This window comes from Enterobacter mori LMG 25706, assembly GCF_000211415.1.
Taxonomy (GTDB): domain Bacteria; phylum Pseudomonadota; class Gammaproteobacteria; order Enterobacterales; family Enterobacteriaceae; genus Enterobacter; species Enterobacter mori.
Map to the genome: position 1 here is coordinate 57,568 of NZ_GL890774.1, position 17,567 is coordinate 75,134.

13 protein-coding genes are annotated in these 17,567 nt (G+C 56.8%); 4 read left to right on the forward strand and 9 right to left on the reverse strand.

Annotated elements, in window-relative coordinates; translation table 11 throughout:
• Positions 1 to 50: 50 nt before the first annotated feature.
• Both degP and dgt read right to left on the reverse strand, forming a co-directional pair.
• Positions 51 to 1,487, reverse strand: coding sequence for a serine endoprotease DegP (gene degP / locus ENTMO_RS0102155; protein ID WP_010426743.1), 1,437 nt, complete (start codon positions 1,485 to 1,487; stop codon positions 51 to 53).
• A 132-nt stretch (positions 1,488 to 1,619) separates the two neighbouring features.
• Entirely contained in the window at positions 1,620 to 3,134 is a 1,515-nt protein-coding gene (dgt, locus tag ENTMO_RS0102160) for a dGTPase (protein ID WP_010426744.1), read from the reverse strand.
• An 82-nt stretch (positions 3,135 to 3,216) separates the two neighbouring features.
• Between dgt and mtnN the strand changes: the two genes are divergently transcribed.
• Genes mtnN through ENTMO_RS0102175 form a run of 3 tightly spaced genes read left to right on the forward strand, consistent with a single transcriptional unit; the run spans position 3,217 to position 5,356 of the window.
• Positions 3,217 to 3,915 (forward strand): 5'-methylthioadenosine/S-adenosylhomocysteine nucleosidase, encoded by a 699-nt coding sequence (gene mtnN / locus ENTMO_RS0102165; RefSeq protein WP_010426746.1) that lies wholly within the window; start codon positions 3,217 to 3,219, stop codon positions 3,913 to 3,915.
• Positions 3,908 to 4,708 carry a vitamin B12 ABC transporter substrate-binding protein BtuF gene (btuF, locus tag ENTMO_RS0102170; RefSeq protein WP_010426748.1) on the forward strand — a complete coding sequence of 267 codons (801 nt, stop codon included), beginning with the start codon at positions 3,908 to 3,910 and terminating at the stop codon, positions 4,706 to 4,708. The genes mtnN and btuF overlap by 8 nt, the downstream gene beginning before the upstream one ends.
• Positions 4,709 to 4,738: 30 nt before the next feature.
• Entirely contained in the window at positions 4,739 to 5,356 is a 618-nt protein-coding gene (locus tag ENTMO_RS0102175; protein WP_010426750.1) for a TRIC cation channel family protein, read from the forward strand.
• A 93-nt stretch (positions 5,357 to 5,449) separates the two neighbouring features.
• On the opposite strand, the gene erpA is transcribed toward ENTMO_RS0102175, so the two are convergent.
• Both erpA and clcA read right to left on the reverse strand, forming a co-directional pair.
• Positions 5,450 to 5,797 carry an iron-sulfur cluster insertion protein ErpA gene (gene erpA, locus ENTMO_RS0102180; RefSeq protein WP_010426752.1) on the reverse strand — a complete coding sequence of 116 codons (348 nt, stop codon included), beginning with the start codon at positions 5,795 to 5,797 and terminating at the stop codon, positions 5,450 to 5,452.
• 86 nt (positions 5,798 to 5,883) lie between these two features.
• Positions 5,884 to 7,284, reverse strand: a complete 1,401-nt coding sequence (clcA, locus tag ENTMO_RS0102185) for a H(+)/Cl(-) exchange transporter ClcA (RefSeq protein ID WP_010426754.1) — start codon at positions 7,282 to 7,284, stop codon at positions 5,884 to 5,886.
• Positions 7,285 to 7,460: 176 nt separating this feature from the next.
• Here clcA and hemL point away from each other — a divergent pair, with 176 nt between their 5' ends.
• The gene (gene hemL, locus ENTMO_RS0102190; RefSeq protein WP_010426756.1) at positions 7,461 to 8,741 is read left to right on the forward strand and encodes a glutamate-1-semialdehyde 2,1-aminomutase; all 1,281 of its coding nucleotides are present in this window, start codon (positions 7,461 to 7,463) and stop codon (positions 8,739 to 8,741) included.
• Positions 8,742 to 8,837: 96 nt separating this feature from the next.
• Here the strand turns inward: hemL and fhuB are convergent, their stop codons facing one another.
• The 5 genes from fhuB to mrcB all read right to left on the reverse strand — a co-directional run bounded on the left by fhuB (position 8,838) and on the right by mrcB (position 17,527).
• Positions 8,838 to 10,820, reverse strand: coding sequence for a Fe(3+)-hydroxamate ABC transporter permease FhuB (gene fhuB / locus ENTMO_RS0102195; protein ID WP_010426758.1), 1,983 nt, complete (start codon positions 10,818 to 10,820; stop codon positions 8,838 to 8,840).
• Positions 10,817 to 11,707, reverse strand: a complete 891-nt coding sequence (gene fhuD / locus ENTMO_RS0102200; RefSeq protein WP_029484922.1) for a Fe(3+)-hydroxamate ABC transporter substrate-binding protein FhuD — start codon at positions 11,705 to 11,707, stop codon at positions 10,817 to 10,819. The genes fhuB and fhuD overlap by 4 nt, the downstream gene beginning before the upstream one ends.
• Positions 11,707 to 12,504: a Fe3+-hydroxamate ABC transporter ATP-binding protein FhuC gene (gene fhuC, locus ENTMO_RS0102205; RefSeq protein ID WP_010426762.1), complete on the reverse strand. Its 798-nt coding sequence runs from the start codon at positions 12,502 to 12,504 to the stop codon at positions 11,707 to 11,709. Before fhuC ends, fhuD begins: the two co-directional genes overlap by 1 nt.
• Before the next feature lie 50 nt (positions 12,505 to 12,554).
• Positions 12,555 to 14,765 (reverse strand): ferrichrome porin FhuA, encoded by a 2,211-nt coding sequence (fhuA, locus tag ENTMO_RS0102210; protein ID WP_010426764.1) that lies wholly within the window; start codon positions 14,763 to 14,765, stop codon positions 12,555 to 12,557.
• 236 nt (positions 14,766 to 15,001) lie between these two features.
• Positions 15,002 to 17,527 (reverse strand): bifunctional glycosyl transferase/transpeptidase, encoded by a 2,526-nt coding sequence (gene mrcB / locus ENTMO_RS0102215; protein WP_010426765.1) that lies wholly within the window; start codon positions 17,525 to 17,527, stop codon positions 15,002 to 15,004.
• Between the last annotated feature and the right edge of the window lie 40 nt (positions 17,528 to 17,567).

Sequence of the window (17,567 nt, forward strand, 5' to 3'; positions counted from 1 at the left end):
GTAACAGTCACAGAAACGAGAAAGCCCCTGCGAACAGGGGCTTGAGAGGATTACTGCATCAGCAGATAAAGTGAGGTATCACCACGCTGGATATTCAGCGCCAGCACGGAAGGCTTGCTGTCGAGAATTTTGCGCAGTTCAGCGATGTTTTTCACCGGCTGCTGGTTAGCGCCCATGATCACATCACCTTTTTTCAGGCCGATACGGGCTGCCGGTGAATTCGCTTTCACGTTGTTCACCACCACGCCTTTGTCTGCGCCTTTATTGCTCATCTCGGCACCTTCAATCCCGCTGAAGATGGTGCTGGAATCCACCTGATTCTGGCTGCTCTGCTGCAGTTCCAGGCTCACGTTAACCGGCTTACCGTCGCGCAGCAGGCCGAGGGTGACTTTGCTGCCAATCGGCATCGAGCCTACTTCGGCACGCAGGGCGGCAAAGCTGCTGATCGGCTTACCGTTCAGGGAGGTGATCACATCCCCCGCTTTAATGCCCGCCTTCGCCGCAGAGGAATTCGGCATCACCTGGCTGACGAATGCCCCGCGCTGGGCGTCAACCTTCATCGCTTTTGCCAGCTCGGAGTTCAGCTCAGTCCCGAGGATACCCAGCTCACCGCGTTTCACCTGGCCATACTGGACCATCTGCGCGGTCAGGTTTTTCACCATGTTGCTCGGGATCGCAAAGCCGATACCGATGTTACCACCGTCCGGTGCCAGAATGGCGGTGTTGATACCGATCAGCTCACCGTTAAGATTCACCAGCGCACCGCCGGAGTTACCGCGGTTGATCGCCGCATCCGTCTGGATAAAGTTTTCGTAGTTTTCCGCGTTCAGGCCGCTACGACCCAGCGCAGAGACGATCCCCGAAGTCACGGTTTCGCCCAGACCAAACGGGTTACCGATTGCCACGGTGTAGTCACCCACGCGCAGCGCGTCGGAATCGGCAAGCTTAATCGCCGTCAGGTTTTTCGGATCCTGAATCTGGATCAGCGCGATATCGGAGCGCGGATCTTTACCCACGACTTTGGCATCGAACTTACGACCGTCGCTCAGCTGAACTTTAATGGTGCTGGCGTTATCCACAACGTGGTTGTTCGTCACCACGTAGCCTTTTGCGGCGTCAATGATGACACCCGAGCCAAGCGCCATGAATTTCTGCTGCTGGCCGCCGCCCTGGCTGTCATCTCCTGCCCCACCGCCCTGACAGAACGGGGAACTCTGGAATGGCGAACCGTCCTGGCAGAACGGCGAGTTGTCGCCAAAGAACTGCTGGAAATTACGCGGCATACGCGGCGTATTGACGGTCGTGCTGCCCTCAACGTTAATACTCACCACCGATGGCATCACTTTTTCGAGCATCGGTGCCAGGCTTGGCATCTGCTGCGCGGTTGCTGCCGACGACGCGGTCTCGGCTGCAGTAGCAGTCAGAGGAGACAGCGCTAAACCTAAACTCAGAGCCAGTGCACTCATTGCTAATGTGGTTTTTTTCATGTTTCTCAATCTCGATTTACCAGATAACGCAAAATTGCTGTGTAACTCAGATTCGTTTTATACCGCTTAGTTCCGGGATTAAGTTTATGGAAAAAGTAAAAATTTATTGGTCGTCTTTACAAAACTCCGCGCTTATTCCACGGCCATGAGCTTGCGGTATTCATCCCAGGCATATAAACCTGTCATGCCGCTGATATAGTCCTGGATAAGGCGACAGCGATAATAATATTCCATTACCGGCCATTCAGAAGAGTGGCGCTCCAGCTTACCTATCGCTTCGACATACGCCAGACGATGACGGGTAGAAAGTTTCTGATAAAGCCGGGATTCGATAGGTATTCGCCGCACGCGCTCGTGTTCCACCAGCTCGCTGAATTCATCGACCGATAAGTGAAGCAACGGGGAATAAATTTCCAGTAACCCACTGATCACCCGGTATCCCTGCAGCTCTAATTGCTCCACGTCCGGATGGCTGAACACATGGCGCATCGCCACATGTTTATAAAGCTCAAGGAGTTGACTGAAACTGCTGTCATCTTCCAGCAGCGCGTGATTGAATTCCCCGCTGAAAATCAGCGGCAAATTATCAATAAAGCGCGACGCCGCGTAAGGCACCAGCTTATTTAATGTATTGACCCGCAAATACATAAAGAACTGATCTTCGGTACTGCGGCTGAGGGAATTAGAGCGCGATTTTTCCCAGGCATTTTCGACGACCTGAGAAAACAGCGACCCTTTTTCATGTTTACCCCAGGCATCATAAAGATGCTGATAAAGCTCCTCGACGCTGAATATTCTTTTCTCAACGGCGTCTTCCAGGTCGGCCACGCAATAGGAAATGTCATCGGCGGCTTCCATAATCCACGTTAATGGGAAACGCCCCTTTGGCGTTAATGAAAGTTCTTTACGCAGCCGCTCAATATAAGCCTCTTCGGAGAGATAGTAGCCCGGCTTTTTCATCAGGTAGCTGTGCGTGGAAGGCGTTTCTCCCATCCACCAGGCCGGGCGCGTGTATTTGAGTATGCAGCCCACCTGCGCCCACGTCAGATTCATGCGCATCAGGGAGTGCACCAGGCGGATCCCCTGCGCGTTACCTTCAAAATGGCAGAGATCCTGACGGACTTTGCGACGCAGATCGTTAAGGCTCTCTTCACCCTCACGCAGGCGTAAATCCCTCACCACGCAGCGATCGTCGCTCAGCGGCTGGCTTTTCGCGTCCAAAGGGAAAAGCCGCTGCTTAAACCAGTCGTTGATTGCCGCCTCGCCGAAATGCCCGAAGGGCGGGTTGCCGATGTCATGCATCAGGCAGGCCATCTCAACGATGCTTTCAAATGGCCCGGTCAGTTCATCCAGACCATAAGTTTCCAGCAGCCGCTGCTCTTTCAGGCGGCTCAAAATCTCTTTGGCAATGTAGCGCCCAACCTGCTGAACTTCCATGGAGTGGGTTAAGCGCGTGCGCACCGCGGCATTACGCTCCAGCGGGAACACCTGGGTCTTTTGCTGCAAGCGCCGGATAGCAGGCGAGTTAATGATCCTCCCGCGATCGCTCTCGAAGATACGCAGGATCTCATGTTCGCTCTTTTCGCCCTGCGGCGAACGGAAACGTCGGTGCCAGTTAATTTTGGTGCGAAAATCGATTGGTGCCATGTGCTCCCCCGCGTGAGAATGCGTTTCCCCTTAACCGCATGATAGACTATGCATCTTAACAAGGCACATCGCGAGTAAATCTATGAAAATCGGCATTATTGGTGCAATGGAAGAAGAAGTTACGCTGCTGCGTGACAAAATTGAGAACCGTCAGACTCTCTCTCTGGGTGGTTGTGAGATCTATACCGGCCAGCTGAACGGTGTTGACGTGGCTCTGCTGAAATCTGGCATCGGTAAAGTTGCGGCTGCGCTGGGTGCGACCCTGCTGCTCGAACGCTGCAAGCCGGACGTGATCGTTAACACTGGCTCTGCGGGCGGGCTGGCGCCGACGCTGAAAGTGGGTGATATCGTCGTTTCCGACGAAGCACGTTACCACGATGCCGACGTGACCGCCTTCGGCTACGAATATGGTCAGCTTCCGGGTTGCCCGGCCGGGTTTAAAGCCGACGACAACCTGATTGCCGCGGCAGAAAGCTGCATCGCAGAACTGAACCTCAACGCGGTACGCGGCCTGATTGTCAGCGGTGATGCGTTCATTAACGGCTCCGTGGGCCTGGCGAAAATCCGCCATAACTTCCCGCAGGCGGTTGCCGTTGAGATGGAAGCAACCGCGATTGCTCATGTTTGCCATAACTTTAGCGTACCGTTTGTGGTGGTTCGCGCGATCTCTGACGTGGCAGACCAGCAGTCCCACATTAGCTTTGACGAGTTCCTTGTTGTGGCGGCAAAACAGTCCACCGTGATGGTGGAGCGTCTGGTGCAGAAACTGGCTCGTGGCTAAACATACCGTCAGGGCGCTGGCCGCCCTGCTTCTTCTCGCTCCGGCATGGCTTTTCGCCATGCCGCGTGTGATTACTCTCTCCCCCGCGAATACCGAACTGGCCTTTGCTGCCGGGATCACCCCTGTGGGCGTGAGTAGCTTTTCGAATTATCCCCCCCAGGCCGCCAGCATTGAGCAAGTCGCGACCTGGCAAGGTATGAATCTCGAGCGCATTGTGGCGCTTAAGCCTGACCTCGTGCTGGCCTGGCGTGGCGGCAATGCCGAGCGGCAGGTCAACCAACTAACCTCACTGGGTATTAAGGTCATGTGGGTGGATGCAGTCAGTATTGAGCAAATCGCCCAGACGCTGCGCGAACTGGCCCCTTTCAGCCCCACGCCCAAAAAAGCCGAGAACGCTGCGAAACAGATGCTCAGCGACTATGCGGCGCTGAAATCCCGGTACAACACCCCCGCCAAAAAACGCATCTTTCTGCAATTTGGTAGCCAGCCGTTGTTCACCACCGGAAAAGGTTCGATTCAGAATCAGGTGCTGGAAATCTGCGGCGGCGAAAATATCTTTGCAGCCAGCCGGGTACCGTGGCCTCAGGTCAGCCGTGAACAGGTGCTTGCTCGCCAGCCGCAGGCTATCGTCGTGGTCGGAAATGCGAGCGATATTCCTAAAGTTGAACAATTCTGGCAAAGCCAGCTTAAAATTCCGGTGATCCCACTCAACGGTGACTGGTTTGAACGCGCCAGCCCGCGTATTATCCTCGCCGCAAAACAACTCTGTGCCGCGCTGGCAGAGAGTCACTAACATAGATAAATACTTTTCGAGGATTTAACGATGCTCGTGTATTGGCTGGATATTCTTGGCACAGCCGTTTTTGCTATCTCCGGCGTTTTACTCGCCGGAAAACTGCGCATGGATCCGTTTGGCGTGCTGGTGCTGGGCGTTGTGACCGCCGTGGGCGGCGGAACAATCCGCGATATGGCGCTGGCGAATGGCCCGGTGTTTTGGGTGAAAGATCCCACCGATCTGGTGGTGGCGATGGCCACCTGCATGTTGACCATTGTACTGGTTCGTCAACCCCGCAGATTACCCAAATGGATATTACCGGTGCTGGATGCCGTCGGCCTCGCCGTGTTTGTCGGTATTGGCGTTAATAAGGCGTTTAATGCGGGTACCGGTCCGATGGTGGCGATCTGCATGGGTGTATTAACCGGCGTGGGCGGCGGGATCATTCGCGACATTCTGGCGCGTGAAGTGCCGATGATCCTGCGTACTGAAATTTACGCCACGGCGTGTATTGTAGGGGGAATTGTTCACGCCACCGCGTATTACACCTTTGCGGTCCCGCTGGAAAATGCCGCGATGCTGGGGATGGTCGTGACGCTGGTGATACGTTTAGCGGCGATACGCTGGCACCTGAAACTGCCGACGTTTGCGCTGGATGACAGGTAAACGCAAAACGGTAACCGCAAGGTTACCGTTTTTCGTCTTTTCTCCCTCTCCCTGTGGGAGAGGCCCGGGGTGAGAGCATCAGCTCGCACCCTCTTAAATACTGAACGACGAACCACACCCACAGGTGCTTGTCGCGTTCGGGTTGGTCACCACAAAGCGCGAACCTTCCAGACCTTCGGTGTAATCAACCGAACCACCGACCAGGTATTGCAGGCTCATCGGGTCAACCACCAGCGCGACGCCCTGCTTCTCGATGGTCATATCGCCCTCGTTCACCTGGTCGTCAAAGGTAAAACCATACTGGAAGCCGCTGCAGCCACCACCGGTAATATAAACACGGAGTTTCAGTTCCGGATTGTCTTCATCGGCAATCAGGACTTTCACTTTTTTGGCTGCTGCTTCGGTAAATTCGAGCGGTACAGCTACTACGTCATCACTCATCTTATGCTCCCATGAATACTGCATACTGCTATTGGGTAAAAATCACCCAATTCTTTTTTTCATTATCTAATACCCTGGTAATTCATTCAAGTATTCTGCGTTGAGGCCCGTTCAGCCTCCTGTTTCGCCAGGGTCCGTGCAAGAATGGTGGAGTATAGCGGTTTTCCACCCAGGAATTGGGCTAATAGTGTCGCGCCGAGACAGGTAATGATCATTGGCAAAATGAGCTGGTAATTGTCCGTCATCTCAAGCACCAGCACGATCCCGGTCAAGGGTGCACGCAGGGACGCGGCGAGCAGCGCCCCCATTCCGGCGACGGCAAACGTCCCGGCTTCAAGATGATAGGCCGGGAAACCCACAGCCGCCGCCATGCCAAAAGCGGTTCCCAGCAGCGTGCCCAGCGCCAGCATCGGGGCAAAAATGCCGCCGGGCGCGCCGGAGGAGAAGCAGAGCACGGTAGTGATCACCCGCGAGATGAACATGAACAGCAAAAGACCAATGCTGAAATTTCCCGCCGCCGCAATGGGGATAAGCCCAAAACCGCCACCTGCCGCGTTGGGTTCGATAAAGCCCAGAACCCCACACATGCCGCCGAGCAGCCCCCCCACCAGCACCCATTTGGTCGTGTTGCCGCCGTGGATCCGCTGGAACATGTCCTGAGCACGTAAAATAAGGCTGTTAAACAGCGGACCAACAATGCCAAAAATCATGCCGAGGATCAGATACAGCCACAACGTATTGACCGGCGCATTGGTGAGCTTCCCGACCTCGATGACCGCCCCTTCGCCATTGAAAAGGCGAAAGACGATACTCGACATAATCACCCCGGTAAACACCGCTTTTATCGAGATCAGGTTATAGCGAAACTGAGCGCGCATCTCTTCGATAATAAACAGGATCCCCGCCAGCGGGGCATTAAACGCGGCGGAAAGCCCTGCGGCGGCACCGGTTGCCAGCAGCGTATGGCGGGCTTCAGCACTGCGCATCCTGAACAGATCGCTGACCATACGGCCAACATTACCGCCCAGTTGTACGGTCGGCCCTTCGCGCCCGAGCACCATTCCCGCACCCAGCGTGCCTAACCCACCGATAAACTTCACGGGAAGCACGCGCCACCAGCGGACCGGACGCAGCTCTTCGAGTGCCCCTTCTATTTCCGGGATCCCTGAACCGCCCGCTTCCGGGGCAAATTTTCGCACCAGAAAATAGCCCACCATGGCGAGCAGTGCAGATAAACCAAACGCCAGGATCCAGACCAGCCATTCGCGATCGGCATAACTCGCAACGGTGCCAATACGCCAGTTAAGCACGCCATTGACGGCCTTTTCGAACGCGACGCCCACCAGCCCCGCCAGCGTTCCCACCACGGCAGCGCCCAGCAGAATCGCCAGCGGCGTCTTGTCGCGATTGAGCAGTCGTCGGATGCTGATACGGTGTCGCGCGCGCGCAAACTGTTGTTCTTCAAATGAGGGTGAGTCTGATTTCATTGCCTGTTCTTTTCGTCATACAAATCGCCGTCAGGATTTTACCAGAGACCGCCCCAACGTCTCCTGAAAATTACTTAACAAATCTTAAAGCATTGCCAGGGTAAAAATTTCATAACCATCCCCGAATCACTTAGAATAGTGTGCTTAATCATTTTATACGAACCAGGAACGACGCCATGAGCAAGTCTGAAAACCTCTACAGTGCAGCCCGCGAGCTTATTCCGGGTGGCGTGAACTCACCTGTGCGCGCCTTTACCGGCGTGGGCGGCACGCCGCTGTTTATCGAACGTGCTGACGGCGCGTATCTGTATGATGTCGATGGCAAAGCCTATATCGATTATGTCGGCTCCTGGGGCCCGATGGTGCTGGGGCACAACCACCCAACCATTCGTAACGCTGTGATTGAAGCGGCTCAGCGCGGCCTGAGCTTTGGTGCGCCAACCGAAATGGAAGTCAAAATGGCGGAGCTGGTGACCGAACTGGTTCCCACCATGGACATGGTACGTATGGTGAACTCCGGCACCGAAGCCACCATGAGCGCCATTCGTCTGGCGCGAGGTTTTACCGGTCGCGATAAAATCATCAAATTCGAAGGTTGCTACCACGGTCACGCCGACTGTCTGCTGGTGAAAGCGGGCTCTGGCGCGCTGACGCTCGGCCAGCCAAACTCGCCGGGCGTACCGGCCGATTTCGCTAAGCATACCCTGACCTGTACCTACAACGATCTGGACACCGTTCGCGCAGCGTTCGAGCAGTATCCGCAGGAGATCGCCTGCATCATCGTTGAGCCGGTTGCGGGCAACATGAACTGCATCCCACCGCAGCCTGACTTCCTGCCGGGCCTGCGCGCCCTGTGCGACGAGTTCGGCGCGCTGCTGATCATCGATGAAGTGATGACCGGCTTCCGCGTGGCGCTGGCGGGTGCTCAGTCTTACTACGGCGTTGAGCCAGACCTCACCTGCCTCGGCAAAATCATCGGCGGCGGCATGCCGGTCGGGGCATTCGGTGGTCGTAAAGACGTCATGGAAGCGCTGGCACCAACCGGTCCGGTTTACCAGGCGGGAACGCTCTCGGGCAACCCCATCGCGATGGCAGCGGGTTTCGCCTGCCTGACCGAAGTGGCTCAGCCGGGTATTCACGAAACCCTGACCGACCTGACCACGCAGCTGGCAAACGGTCTGCTGGAAGCGGCAGATGAGGCCGGTATTCCTCTGGTGGTCAACCACGTGGGCGGGATGTTCGGGATTTTCTTCACCGAGGCGAAAACCGTGACCTGCTATCAGGACGTGGTGAAGTGCGACGTTGAACGCTTCAAGCGCTTCTTCCACCTGATGCTGGATGAGGGCGTGTACCTGGCACCATCAGCGTTCGAAGCGGGCTTTATGTCCGTTGCGCACAGTGAAGAAGATATCAACAACACCATCGACGCGGCACGTAAGGTGTTTGCGAAGCTGTAAGGGCATTGCCGGGTGGCGCTCACGCTTACCCGGCCTACGATGTTCTCCCTCTCCCCGTGGGAGAGGGCCGGGGTGAGGGCATCAGGCCGCACCTGACTACCGGCTCTGCTTTCTCAACAGATAAATAAAGTACGGCGCACCGATAAAGGTCGATAGCAGACCCGCAGGGATCTGATACGGGAACAGCACCATTCTTCCGCACCAGTCCGCGAACACCAGCATCACCCCGCCCGTCAGGGCCGACATCACGATATGCGGCATCGTCCGGCGGAAGCCCATCATTCTGGCAATATGTGGCGCCATTAACCCCACAAAACTCAGCGGTCCAATCGTCATGGTGGCCGTCGCCGTCAGGCACGCAGCCAGCAGCAGCAGCGCCACGCGCGCTGGCGTCAGCGCCATCCCCACCGCGCGCGCGGTTTCACCGCCAAGCGGCAGGATGGTCATCCAGCGGCGGCACAGCGGAACCACCGCCAGCAGCGCTATCATGACGATCCCTGACCAGACAACCTGACTGCCGGTGGCATTGTAGGTTGAGCCAGAAATCCATGTCAGGATCTTCGCCATACGCGGATCGCCGCTGGCCTGCAGCATCATCAGCAGCATCGTGAAGGCGGTGCTCAGCGCCATCCCGGCCAGCAGCATACGGTGAGGTGAAAATCCGCCGCGACCGGCAGCAATCAGGATAATCATCAGCGTGACCGCCGCACCGATACTTCCGGCTGGCAGTAGCCAGCCAAACGCATTGCCCGGCACGAAGAACAGCATCAGCACCACGCCAAACGCCGCACCAGAACTGATACCCAGGACTTCCGGGCTTGCCATCGGGTTGCCGGTGAGACGTTGAATAATGCACCCCGCTACCGCCAGCATCACGCCTGCGATCAGCGCAGCGAAGATACGTGGCCAGCGCCACTGCAGCAGTTCATTGAGTAAATCACCCGTTGCCCAGTGCCAGCCCGAGGCATCGCGTCCGAAGGAGAGCGCCGCGAACGAGGCAATGATCAGCACCGCCAGTCCCGCCAGGCTAAACCACAGGACCGACTGCCGTTCAGCATGGACCTTATCACCCGCATCCATGGCGGGCGCGCTCATACTGCGCAGGCGCGGCAGCAGCCACAGCAGCAGCGGCGCACCGACGAGTGCGGTCACCGACCCGGTAGACACTTCCATCCAGACTCGCGCCAGCCAGAGAATGATTTGATCGGAAAGCCAGAGGATCAGCGCCCCAATCAGTGGCGCCAGCATCAGACGCGTCAGCAAACGACGCGCCCCGAGCATTTTCGCCAGCAGCGGCGCAAACAGGCCGATAAACCCGATGATGCCGACCGCGTTTACCAGCAAAGCACTTAGCACAATCGCCAGCGCCAGCGTGCCCAGACGCGCCAGCGACAGGGCAAGACCCAGATTGCGCGCCACGCCGTCGTCCAGCCCCATTAGGGTCAGCGGACGTAGCAGCAGTAGCGTCAGCACCACGCCGCCAATCAACTGTGGCCACAGGCGCTGCACGATGCTCCAGTCGGTCTGGGTGAGCGTCCCGGTACTCCACATGAACATGCTTTGCAGCTGGTCGTGATGGAACAGCACCAGCAGCTGGTTGATCGCCCCGCAGTAGAGGCTGACCACCAGACCCGCGAGGATCAGCGTGACCGGTGAAAGACGTTTACCCCACGCCACGCCAAAGACCAGCGCGCCCACCACGCATGCCCCCGCGAGTGCTGCAAACTGCGAGGTTAATGCTCCCGGTAGCGCCCACAGCGTGGTAATGGTGATCCCAAGCTGTGCACCGGTTGCGACCCCCAGCGTGGTCGGTTCGGCCAGCGGGTTACGTAAAACCTGCTGGAACAGCACGCCCACCAGCCCTAAACCAGCGCCGACTAAAAGGGAGATCGCCAGACGCGGCAGCAGGCTGTAGTGGAACAGCATTTGCTGAATATTGTCGATATCCGGCGCGGTAAAGGCAGCGTCCCACTGTTCACGCGGTAACTCGGTCGAGAGGTTGAACCAGGTCAACGCCATCGCGACGAGGAATAGCAGCGCCAGAAGAAGCGCCGGGAAACGGGCAATACGCGTACTCATGCCTTGCCTCCCATCGCGTTGTCCAGCACGCGGGCAAAATGCATCGCCGACAGCGTCGCGCCGTAGAACCACACCGCTGGCGCGCGCAGGAAACGTTTCTCGCGTACGAACGGCATCGCCTGCCAGAGCGGGGTCGCCATCAGGGTTTGCATTTCGCGCTCGTTGCCGTGATCGAAGCACAGCACGTCCACATCGCGAAATGCCGCCAGGCGATCAATGCCGACGGCGGTACTCCCCCAGAAGGTCATCTCCCCTTCCCAGGCGTTGCGAATACCGAAGCTGTCGAGCACTTCCTGGAACAGGCAGTTATTACCGAAGACCAGCATATGCCGGGCATCCAGCAGCGTCACCATCAGTAGAGGACGGTCGCCCCGGTGAGCAAAGCGCGGCTTCAGGGAGTCAATCAGGGCATCAAATTCGTCGAGGTGTTTTTTGGCCTCCGCCTCGCGATTGAGGAAATGCGCCATCTCGTTAATGGAGTTTTTTGCCATAGCCAGCGGTTTTTTACCGTCGCTGAAAGAGAACCCGCGTCCTGGCGCAATGCGCGCCATGGTCTCTTCTGACGGACCGTAGCCCGCTGACCAGAACAGAAACGACGGTTTCATCTGGGTAAGCAGTTCGAGGTTTGGCTCCGTTCGCAGGCCGATGTCGATGACGGAATCCGGCAGCTTAGGCTCGTTCACCCAGAGGTTATAGTTAGGAATGTCCGCCACACCATACGGCGTGACGCCGAGCGCCATCATCAGCTCGACCGGCAGCCATTCCAGCGCCACAATCCGATGTGGATCTATCGCGGCGGCACGGGCGGTATTCATTTTTAACAGCAGCGGTGACAGCGCCATCGCCATCAGCAGGCGACGACGGCTCATTGAGATTGAATCCAGCATCAGTAGACGAAGCTCACTGGTGCAGCCCCGGCTGGGTGAGGCAAAATCCCCATCGGAATACCGTAAATGTTTTCCAGCGTTTCGCTATGCATCAGCTCAGACGGCGTTCCCTGAGCGATCATCTCTCCGCCGCGTAAGGCCACAAGGTAATCGCAGTAGCGCGCTGCCATGTTGATATCATGCAGTACCGCAATCACCGTCAGCCCACGCTGCTGGCTTAAACGATGCACCAGCGCCAGAACGTCGACCTGGTGGGCAATATCCAGTGCAGAGGTCGGTTCGTCGAGCAACAGGCAACGGCTGTCCTGCGCCACCAGCATCGCAATCCATGCGCGCTGACGCTCACCGCCGGACAGGCTATCCACCAGACGGTGCGCCAGTGGCTTTAATCCTACCAGCGCAATCGCCTCTTCCACTTTCTCTCTGTCGGCCACGCCGAAGCGACCAAGCGCCCCGTGCCACGGATAACGACCAATCGCCACCAGCTCACGCACCGTCATCCCTTCTGCCTGCGGTAACTGCTGCGGCAGATACGCCACCTTGCGGGCAAAGGCCTTGCTGTTCCAGCTCTCCAGCGGCTGACCGTCCAGCAGGATATCGCCTTCCGACGGCGGCTGATGGCGTCCAAGCATCTTAAGCAACGTGGACTTACCCGAGCCATTGTGACCAATCAGGCCGGTGACTTTACCTGCGGGGAACGTCAAAGAGAGCGGATGCAGCAGGGTGCGTCCGGGTACGCGAAAGGAGAGATTACTGAGCGAAAAGGTGGTGTCGGATTGCGTTTGATTATCCTGCATATCAGCCAACTTAAATAAAAAGGGCACGGCGAACCGTGCCCGAAGAGAGATTAGAAGCGGAAGGTCGCGGTGGCAACAACCTGACGTCCTGCTCCCCAGTAGCATGCATATTCGCTGTAGCAGCTGGAAACATACTCGCGGTCAAAGATGTTGTTCACGTTGACGCCGACTGAAGAGCCCGGCATTCCGAAGCGTGCCAGATCGTATTTCACCGTCGCATCCGCCAGCGCGTAACCCGCAACGTTAAACGACTCGTAGGCTTTCGGTGAGGCGGCGGAGTAGTAGGACACGGTATTGCCGATATAACGGGTACCCGCACCGACAGTCAGACCGCTCAGCGCCGTTTCGTGGAAGGTATAATCCGCCCACAGCGAGGCCATATTACGTGGTACTTCCGCCGGGCGACGTCCTTCATACCAGGTATCGTGCGTATATTCCGCATCGGTGTAGCTGTAGGATGCCGTCACGTTCACGTTGGCTGACACGGCCGCTTTCGCTTCCAGTTCGAAGCCACGGGAACGGATTTCTCCTCCCTGCACGCTAAAGCCGCTGGTCGGGTTCGCAGGATCGGCGGTCAGGTTGTTCTTCTTGGTCAGCTGGTACACCGCTGCAGTGACAACTACAGGCAGATCTTTCGGGACATACTTCACGCCCGCTTCGTACTGCTTGCCGCGAGCCGGATCGAACGGCTTACCGTCCTGGGTCGTCCCCGAAATCGGTTCGAAAGATTCGCTATAGCTAAAGTACGGCGTGATACCGTTGTCGAACAGGTAGTTGATTCCCCCGCGCCAAGTGAATGCCTGGTCGTTAATTTCCGCGGTGGTTCCGCTAGCGCGATTCAGGGCTGACGTTTTTGCAAAGTCATAGCGGCCACCCATCGTGAGCACCCACTTATCCCATTCAGCCTGATCCTGAGCGTACAGGCCCGTTTGCTCCTGACGGTTAAGCATCTGATACAGGTAGTAAACATCGACATTCGGATTACCATAATCAGGCTTCGTCATGCTGATAGGATCAGCGGTGCCATAGTCAGCGTTAATGTCATTACGCATGCGGAGGTAATCGACACCTGTTAACAGGGTATGATCAACTGCGCCGGTCGCAAATTTAGACTGAAGCTGGGTATCAACCGTGAAAGAATTCAGATTTTCATCAGAACGGACATAGGCGCGGCTGATTTGTGCCGGGGCGATATAGCCATTGCCGTAGACAGAGCGGTAAAGGGTATTGATTTTGCTGTAGCGCAGATTTTGACGCACGGTGAAGGTGTCGTCGAATTGATGCGAGAAGCTATACCCCACCATCTTCTGACGACGGGAGATCTTGTTATCTTCCTCGCCTTCATTGAAATCAGTCGGCAGTTTATGCGCGTTGCCGTTGGCGTCGTAGTAAGGCACAACGGTGCCTTCCCGCGGCAGCCAGCCGTAATAGCCCGCATCCGGATCGCTCTGGAAGTTGCTCAGGAAAGTAAAATCGGTTTTATCATCAGGACGCCAGCTGAAGGAAGGCGCAATCGCGTAGCGGGTAGACTTCACCATTTCCTGCTGCGCATTTTCACTGCGCCCCAGACCGGTCAGACGGTATGCCCACACGCCGTCATCGTCAATCGCATCGCTGAAATCAAACCCGGTTTGCCACAGGTTATCGGTGCCCATTTTGAACTGAATTTCTTTCAGCGGCTCGGTGGCCGGGCGCTTGCTGACCATGCTGACGACGCCGCCCGGGTGGCTTTTGCCGTACAGAACGGAAGTAGGACCACGCAGCAGCTCAACGCGTTCAAGGAAATAGGGATCCATGGACGCTTCAGAATAGTTATCCCCCTGCAGCTTCATACCGTCCAGATACTGGTTGGTGTTCACGGTACTGGAGGTCGTAAAACCACGAATAGAAACCACGTCATAGGTGGTAGACGCACCGCGTGTCGCGAAAACACTTGGCGTGTAGGCCAGGGCTTGTTTAACCGTGCCCGGCTGCTTCATGTTCATCTCTTCACGCGTCACCACGGAAATAGACTGCGGGGTCTTCTCAATCGGCGTATCGGTTTTGGTTGCCGTTGCGGTGCGTTTTGCAGCAATCGTCGGCGCGGGGCCCCACGGGCTCTCCTGCGCAGCCGGTGCGGCAGTGACGGTGATGGTTTCTTCTTTTTTCGGTGTTTCGGCAGCGTGTGCGTAAGTAGACATGCCGGCAACCGCTGTGGCTACGACAGCCGCGATTTTACGCAGCGACGTGTTGATTGGCTGAGCAGTATTGGAAAGCGCCATGTTTATCTCTGATGGAAAAGTGAATGATAACGTAAACGAGAATTATTATTATGACCGCAGAATAATATGCGAAACGCTGGCTGCATAGCAAGCAGTAAGCGGCCCTACAAGAACTAAGGGTTTAAGAAGTAATCAACGGAGACTTAGAGGTTAATTAGGGTTCAATCCGACGTTAACGAAATGAGTGCTACAGGTAAAAAAATACCCCCTTCCGTGGAAGGGGGTTGTAAGCAAGGTTAGTTTCCGCCGAACATATCTTTAATCCAGCCTGCGACACCGTCGCTGTCCTTCTTCTCATTCTGCTGCTGCGGCTGTTGCTGCTGCGGCTGCTGCGGTTGAGAAGATTGATCAAACGGGTTGCCCGTCGGCTGTTCTGGCTGGCTCTGCTGGCACAGCGAGTCTGGATTGGTTGTCCAGACCGGCAGCGTACGCATTCCACCACCGCAGATAAAGTTACCGGATCCATCAACGCCCATATCAACGATATCTTCCGGTGCAACAAGGTTCAGCGGCACCGGAGACTGATTTGCCAGATAACGCTGGTAAATCGACATCGCCCCGCTCGCACCGTACAGTTTGGTCGGCTGGTTGTTATCGCGGCCTACCCAGGTGATCACCACTTCACGGCCATCAATACCGGCAAACCAGGTATCGACGTTGTTGTTGGTGGTACCTGTTTTACCCGCCAGATGCAGACCCGGGTATTTCGCCCCCAGCTGACGCCCGGTACCGCGCTGCACAACCTGCTGCATGGTCCACAGCGTCATATACGCCGCTTGCGCCGGAACAGCACGCTCCGCCTGCGGGAAGCTCTGATACAGCACGGAACCGTCTTCGGCAATCACCGAACGCAGCGCAGAAAGCTGTGCACGGTTACCGCCGCTGGCGATAGTCTGGAACGCCTGCGCCACTTCGATTGGCGTCAGGTTAAGCGCCCCCAGAATCATCGCCGGCACCGGATGCAGCTGATCTTTCGGCACGCCCAGCTTCTGCCAGGTCTCGGTGATAGCAGGCAGGCCCAACGCCATACCGAGGTTAACGGTTGGTACGTTCATGGAACGCGTTAACGCATCCACCAACATTACCTGACCGCTGAACTGTTTATCATCGTTCTGCGGAGACCACACCTGACCGTTTGGCTGACGCAGGGAGATCGGTGCATCGGCGATCCAGGTATTCAGACGATACTGGTTCGGCTGGCTCAGCGCGGTGAGGTAGGTCGCCGGTTTTGCCAGAGAACCAATTGAACGACGCGCCTGCATTGCACGGTTATAACCCGCAAACTGCGGCTCAGCGCCGCCCACCATGGCGCGCACTTCACCGGTGTTACGGTCAACCACCACCATCGCGGTTTCCAGATCGCTCAGCTTGCGCTGTTTCTTCAGCGCTGGAATGCCCTCAACGGCCGCTTTTTCTGCCGCGTCCTGCGCCACGGAGTCGAAGGTGGTAAAGATCTTCACGCCGGAGAGATCTTTCACCTTATCACCGAGCTTAGACTGCAGCTCCTGACGCACCATCTGCATAAACGCAGGCTGCGGGGAGATCACGCCACCGCGCGGCTGAACGCCGAGTGGACGCGCGCTCAGCATGTCGTACAGTTCCTGATCGATCACCTGCTGTTGTTGCAGCAGACGCAGCACCAGGTTACGACGCTCCAGCGCCAGTTTCGGGTTACGCCACGGGTTGTAGATGGACGCCCCTTTCACCATGCCCACCAGCAGCGCCTGCTGGTCAAGGCTCAGCTCTTCCACCGGACGGCCAAAGTAGTACAGGCTCGCCAGCGGGAAGCCGCGGATTTCGTTATCACCGCTCTGACCGAGGTACACCTCGTTCATGTACAGCTCAAGGATACGATCCTTGCTGTAACGGGCATCCATCAGCACCGCCATATACGCTTCGTTGGCTTTACGCCAGTAGGAGCGTTCGCTGGAGAGGAACAGGTTCTTCACCAGCTGCTGGGTCAGGGTACTTGCCCCCTGCACGGTACGTCCGGCGGTCAGGTTCGCCAGCACCGCACGACCAATCGAGTAAAGGCTAATACCGTCGTGCTCGTAGAAGTGACGGTCTTCGGTTGCCAGCAGGGTATCCACCAGCAGGTCCGGGAAGCCGTTACGCGCCACGAACAGACGCTGCTCGCCGTTGGCCGACGAAAGCATGGTGATCAAACGTGGATCGAGACGGAAGAAACCGAACTGGCGGTCATTATCCATGTTCTCGATCGTTTCCAGGCGATCGCCGTCGAAGGTCAGACGCGCGCGCACCTGCCCTTCTTTGCTGTCCGGGAAGTCGAACGGACGACGGATCATCTCAATGCTCTTCGCCTGCACCGTAAACTCGCCCGGGCGGGTCATTTTCGTGACCTGACGATACTGTGTCGCCTGCAGCAGTTTGACCATCTCGTTCTTGCTGATGGACATATCCGGCTCAAGGTTCACCATACGGCCATAGACTGCCGCAGGTAACTGCCAGACTTTCCCGTCAATACGGCTGCGGATCTTCTGATCCAGATACACGCCGTAGATCGCGATCAGCACCACAAAAACAATAAACAGCTTCAGCAGCAGCCAGAACCAGCCGCGCTTACCACGAGGCTTCCGCCCTTTGCCTTTCCCTTTACGCGGCATTGGCTCATCATCCTCATAATCGTCTTCGTAGTCATCGTCATACTCCTCATCTCTGAGGCGACGACGGCTCACCTTTTCTTTCGCCGGACGCGTTGGCTTTCCCTTACGTCCTATTGGCTCGCGGTCATTCCCCGCCATGCTTTTTCTCCGCAACATTCAGGCGCAAAGGCCAGATTTT